Raw genomic sequence first — 1003 nt, forward strand, 5'->3', positions numbered from 1 at the left:
GCATCAATGCCTTTGGAGTGCTGGATCTCGTCCGCACGGCGGAAGGTGTTGTTGATGGTTTCAACGACCTTGGGAACCGAGTCCACCGGGTACAGCGACTGGTCGGGGTACATGGCGGAGTAGCTGTTGTTGTCGGCAGCAACCTGCCAGCCCGACAGGTAGATGGCTTTAACGCCAGCTTTCACCTGCTGCATGGCCTGGCCGCCGGTCAGCGCACCAAGGCAATTCACATAAGGCTCGTTGTGCAGGAGGTCCCACAGCTTTTCAGCACCGCGGCGGGCCAGCGTGTGCTCAATCGGGAAAGAGCCGCGCAGACGCACCACGTCGGCAGCGCTGTAGCCGCGCTTGATACCTTTCCAGCGTGGGTTGGTGGCCCAGTCTTTTTCCAGGGCAGAAATTTGCTGATCACGGCTTAATTGTTCGGTCAAGGTTTGCGGCATGGTGGGCTCCGTAAGTTGAAATAAAGAAATGGCGAATTCGATGGATCAACTTTAAGTCTTCTACAAGACCTTGTGAAGCTCTTATGTCTTATATAAGATAAAAATAAAACTCAATGAAATCAACGCGATTCAAAAATTATTCCGTAATATAAAAATCCATCTCCCATATTGAGAAAAAATTTTGCACTGCAGCATTTACTTATCCCGCATTGCGAAATTGATTTATTGGATTGTGAAATAGAACCGCCCGCCCCTGATTGGCAAGTCACGTCACCGCAAGACCCCCGCATTCCAAGGGCCAATCCTCACAGCCGGGTCAGCTGTCGCTGGTGCGATGCAGAACCCAATCCCCCAGTGCAATCACCGGTTTTCCATGAATCCGCTCAGGGGCGATCTCATAGAGAAAACACACCAGTTCCGTGGCGTGCCCTGGCTGGCCGGACTCCGATGCCGGTTCCAGCTGTACGGCCACTTCCCGTTTGGTGTACTCACCAGTCTGCTGCGGCCAGACCTCTTCGATTTCGTCCAGTACACGCTCAAGTTCGGGCGACACGGCATACACC

General features: G+C 53.2%; 1 protein-coding gene and 1 pseudogene. Both read right to left on the reverse strand.

The window, feature by feature from the left end:
- Positions 1-440 (reverse strand): annotated as a pseudogene (locus AC1D0Z_RS22740) (isocitrate lyase); the annotation flags it as partial.
- Between the two features lie 316 nt (positions 441-756).
- Positions 757-1003: gamma-glutamylcyclotransferase family protein (locus AC1D0Z_RS22745; RefSeq protein ID WP_477660398.1), on the reverse strand; the 247-nt coding region annotated here is incomplete at its 5' end.

The organism is Polaromonas sp. P1_E3, assembly GCF_056405935.1.